The 4,942-nt window shown below is 64.1% G+C and carries 3 protein-coding genes and 1 pseudogene; all 4 read left to right on the top strand.

Annotated elements, in window-relative coordinates; genetic code table 11:
- Nucleotides 1-276: 276 nt before the first annotated feature.
- Nucleotides 277-1,389: a tRNA 2-thiouridine(34) synthase MnmA gene (mnmA, locus tag AC1DBQ_RS21795; protein ID WP_476930500.1), complete on the top strand. Its 1,113-nt coding sequence runs from the start codon at nt 277-279 to the stop codon at nt 1,387-1,389.
- Nucleotides 1,390-1,656: 267 nt separating this feature from the next.
- On the top strand, nt 1,657-3,285 hold the full coding sequence (locus AC1DBQ_RS21790) for an ABC transporter substrate-binding protein (RefSeq protein ID WP_344367269.1): 1,629 nt from the start codon (nt 1,657-1,659) through the stop codon (nt 3,283-3,285).
- A gap of 134 nt (nt 3,286-3,419) precedes the next feature.
- Nucleotides 3,420-4,511, top strand: coding sequence for an ABC transporter permease (locus AC1DBQ_RS21785; RefSeq protein ID WP_476930499.1), 1,092 nt, complete (start codon nt 3,420-3,422; stop codon nt 4,509-4,511).
- 2 nt (nt 4,512-4,513) lie between these two features.
- Nucleotides 4,514-4,942 (top strand): annotated as a pseudogene (locus tag AC1DBQ_RS21780) (ABC transporter permease); the annotation flags it as partial.

Raw genomic sequence — 4,942 nt, 5'->3', positions numbered from 1 at the left:
TCACAGCCTGCCGCTGGGCCATCGTGAGCTCCATGAAAACGGGCATAGCTGGCAACCGCCGCCAACACCGTCAACCACGCCGCTACGCGGAGGTTTTCAAATGAGGCAACGTATCCGGCTACGCGGAGGTTTTCTACGAGTCAACGCGGGGTTTTGGGCGGAGAATCGGCGTGGCGGTAGAATGGGGGCCGCAGGCTTTGTGCTATCCGACCCTGGTTCATGCCAGCGATCGGCGCCAGCCGGCGACACCCCCCCCGACAGCTAGAGAAAGCCAGTATGCGAGTTCTTGCAGCCATGAGCGGCGGCGTTGATTCCGCCGTTGCCGCCGCCCGCGCCGTCGAGGCGGGACACGACGTCGTCGGGGTCCACCTTGCGCTGTCCCGGATGCCGGGCACCCTGCGAACCGGGAGCCGCGGCTGTTGCACGATCGAGGACTCCCGCGACGCCTGGCGGGCGTGCGACATCCTCGGGATCCCGTACTACGTCTGGKACTTCTCCGAGCGGTTCAAGGAAGATGTCGTCCAGKACTTCATCGATGAGTATGCCGCGGGACGCACACCCAACCCCTGCATGCGCTGCAACGAGCGCATCAAGTTCGCCGCTCTGCTGGAGAAGGCCATCGCGCTGGGCTTCGACGCCGTCTGCACCGGTCACTACGCCAAGGTCATCACCGACGCCGAGGGCCATCCCGAGCTCCACCGCGCCGCCGACTGGGCCAAGGACCAGAGCTATGTGCTCGGCGTGCTGACCCACGAGCAGCTCAAGCACTCGATGTTCCCGCTGGCCGACACCCCGTCCAAGGCCGAGGTCCGGGCCGAGGCGGAGCGACGCGGCCTCTCGGTGGCGAACAAGCCCGACAGCCATGACATCTGCTTCATTCCCGACGGCGACACCGCCGGCTGGCTTGCCGAAAAGATCGAGATGACCACGGGAGACATTGTGGACGAATCCGGGGCAAAGGTCGGGGAGCACCCCGGCGCCAACGCCTTCACCGTCGGCCAGCGCCGCGGACTGAAGCTCGGCACCCCCGCCGCGGACGGCAAGCCGCGGTTCGTGCTGGAGATCCGGCCAAAGGAGAACAAGGTGGTGGTGGGGCCGGAGGCGCTGCTCGCCATTGACGAGATCCGCGGCATCAAAGTCTCCTGGGCCGGGCTGCCCATTGCGCAGGTGGCCACCGGCGAGGAGTTCGACTGCTTCGCCCAGGTCCGGGCCCACGGCGACCCAGTCCCTGCCCGCGCCCGCATGGCCGGGGACGGACTCGTCGTCACCCTCGAGGAGCCGCTGCGCGGCGTGGCCCCCGGGCAGACCGTGGTGCTCTACCAGGGCAGCCGCGTGCTGGGCCAGGCCACTATCGACGCCGCTCGATCGCTGCAGCGGGCGGTGCTCTAGGCGCCCTCCACGCMGACTCCATCGCAGGGCCCCGCCGAACGGCGGGGCCCTGCGTCGTCTGCGCGCTCCGCMGAAGAATCGGGCGGAATCCTGAAGAAAATKGCAGAAACCTTCGTTTCGTATAAATTTTGTGTCTCAACTCACAAAATGCAACGATTCACCTAACGGTTGTCTGATTGAATCTAGGAATCAGCAAAGCGTGCCGCCCGACGAGTCACTCGTTTCACTTCGGGCTGCGCTAGAACGCATCGAACAGAAAGTTCACAGATGGCAATGAACAAAAAGGCCTGGCAGAGCGTCATCGCGCTGGCCGGGGTTTCCGCCTTTGCACTGACGGCCTGCACGGGACCGTCCGGCGGCTCTGGCGGGTCATCAGCCGCGGCAAGCGGTCCGATCGCCTATGGCACCACGGACAAGGTCACCGCCCTGGATCCGGCGGGCTCTTACGACAACGGTTCGTTCATGGTGATGAACCAGATCTACTCCTTCCTGCTCAACTCGAAGCCGGGCAGCGCCGATCCCGTTCCCGACCTGGCCGAGTCCGCGTCCTTCACGTCGCCGACCGAATACACGGTCAAGCTCAAGCCGGGACTCAAGTGGGCCAACGGCCACACGCTCGACTCCAAGGACGTCAAGTTCTCCTTCGACCGGCAGATCAAGATCAACGATCCCGCCGGCCCCGCCAGCCTGCTGGCCAACGTGGAAAGCGTCACCGCCCCCGATGCCAACACCGTCGTGTTCAAGCTGAAGCTGGCCAACGACCAGACCTTCGCGCAGATCCTYAGCAGCCCCGCCGCGCCGATCGTGGACGATGAAGTCTTCCCGGCCGACAAGCTGCTTGACGACGACTCGATCGTCAAGGCCAAGGCGTTCTACGGCCAGTACACGATCGACACGTACAAGAAGAATGAGCTGATCAGCTTCAAGGCGTTCCCTGACTACCAGGGCGTCCTCGGCAAGCCGGCCAACGATGCCGCCACGATCAAGTACTACGCAGACCCCACCAACATGAAGCTGGACGTCCAGCAGGGCAACATCGACGTCGCAAACCGCAGCCTGAGCGCGACGGACATCGATGACCTGAAGAAGGACTCCAAGGTCAAGGTCAACGTGGGCCCGGGTGGCGAAATCCGCTACATCACGTTCAACTTCGACACCATGCCGTTTGGCGCAAAGGCACCGGACGCCGATCCGGCCAAGGCCACGGCCGTCCGCCAGGCCATCGCCAACCTCGTTGACCGCCAGGCCATCGCGGACCAGGTCTACAAGGGCACCTATCTGCCCCTGTACTCCAACGTTCCCAACGGCTTCCTCGGCGCCAACGAGTCGTTCAAGGACGCTTACGGCGACGCCGGCAAGCCCAGCCTGGACAAGGCCAAGAAGGTCCTGACCGACGCCGGTGTGACCACGCCCGTGTCGCTGAACCTGCAGTACAACCCCGACCACTACGGCAAGTCCTCCGGCGATGAATACGCCATGATCAAGGACCAGCTGGAGAAGTCCGGTTTGTTCAAGGTCAACCTGCAGTCCACAGAATGGGTCACCTACAGCAAGGCAAGCCGCGCCGATGAATACCCGCTGTTCCAGTTCGGCTGGTTCCCGGACTTCAGCGACGCCGACAACTACCTGACGCCGTTCTTCCCGGAAGGCGGCTTCCTKAAGAACCACTACAACAACCCCACCGTCAACGACCTGATCAACAAGCAGCTGACCACCGTCGACAAGACTGAGCGCGAGTCCACGATCAAGGATGCGCAGAATGCCCTCGCCAAGGACATCTCCACGCTTCCGCTGCTCCAGGGCGCGCAGGTTGCCATTTCCGGCAGCGGCGTCAAGGGTGTCGATACCACCCTCGATGCCTCCTTCAAGTTCCGTTTGGGAACTGTTTCCAAGTAGGGCTGCAACCCTGCTGTCCTGACCAGCCTGYGAGGCGGGGTGCCCTCGAGGCGCCCCGCCTTTGCTGGTMATTGCCGCACCTTGCAGTTCACGCCGGCCGGCCCATGGCCGCGAAAGCACAATTTTAGGTACCAATGACAACATTGATAGAGGCGCCGCCAAGCGACGCCGACGGACTCCTTCCGTCCAAGAAAAAATCCTCAGGTGGGGGCCTGGGGACCTACATCCTGATCCGGTTCTTCCTGATCATTCCGACCATTTTCATCCTGGTGACCCTGGTCTTCTTCCTGATGCGGGTCATCGGCGACCCCATCACCGCCGCCCAGGGCGGCAGGCTTCCCCCGGAGGCGCTGGCGCAGCGCATTCACGATGCCGGGTACGACCGCCCGATCCTGATTCAGTACCTGGAATACGTCGGGCAGGTGGCKACCGGCAACTTCGGCACCACCATCACCGACCGCCGGCCCGTTGTTGAAATGCTCGCAACCTTCGGCGCGGCAACCCTTGAATTGGCCATCAATGCCCTCATCGTGGCGCTTTTGGTCGGCATCCCKCTCGGCCTCATCGCCGCCTACAAGCGCGACAAGGCACCCGACGCCGTCCTGCGGTTCTTCGCCATCCTCTGCTACGCCACCCCGGTGTTCTTCGCCGGCCTGCTGATGAAGCTAACCTTCTCCGTCTGGCTCGGCTGGCTGCCCGTGGCGGGACGGGCCTCCACCAGGACCGAACTGGCCATGGGAAGCCTGGCCGCGCCGACCGGGATTTATTGGCTGGATGCGCTGCGCAGCGGCAACATGGCCGCGCTCGGGGACATCGGGGCGCATTCGATCCTCCCCGCGGTCACCCTGGGCCTACTGACGGCAGGGGTCTTCCTCCGGCTGGTCCGCACCAACGTCATCGGTACGCTGGGCAAGGATTACGTCGAGGCCGGCAGGTCCCGCGGCGTCAGCAATTTCCGACTCGTGACCAAGCATGCCTACAAGCCTGCCCTCATCCCGATCATCACGKTCATGGGGCTCCAGATTGCCCTCCTGCTGGGCGGGGCTGTCCTTACGGAGTCCACCTTTGAGTGGAAGGGCCTCGGCTACCAGCTGGTGCAATACCTGAACTCCCGCGACTTCGTCGCCGTCCAGGGCATCGTCGTGCTGCTGGCKGTCATCGTTGCCATCACGAACTTCATCGTGGACGTCGTCGCAGCCCTGATCGATCCGCGAGTGAGGTACTAGCCATGAACGCAACCACAGTAAGCGGGCGCAAGCAGCCCCTCCTTTACCGCCTGCCGGTCATCTCGCACTTCCGGACGAGCGTCGGGCTGCAACGCGGCATGCTCGTCACCGGCCTKGTGCTGGCTATCCTCTTCCTGCTAACGGCGGCGCTGGCGCCGATCATCGCGCCCTACGGCTTTGCCCAGCTCAGCGACGCGTCCGGGACCTTCCCCGCACAGCAGCCCCCCAGTCCGGCCCACATTTGGGGCACCACGGTGAGCGGCTATGACGTCTTTTCCCGCGTGATCTGGGGCKCCCAGACGGCGTTCGTCGTGATCGTCGTCGCCGTCGTGATGTCGATCTTCCTCGGCGTCGCGCTTGGCCTGCTCAGCGGCTACTTCGGCGGCTGGCTGGACCGGACGCTMGTGGTGATAGCCGACGCGATCTACGCC

The organism is Arthrobacter sp. 10T413_2, assembly GCF_056394205.1.
This window is presented reverse-complemented; position numbering and strand designations above follow the sequence as displayed.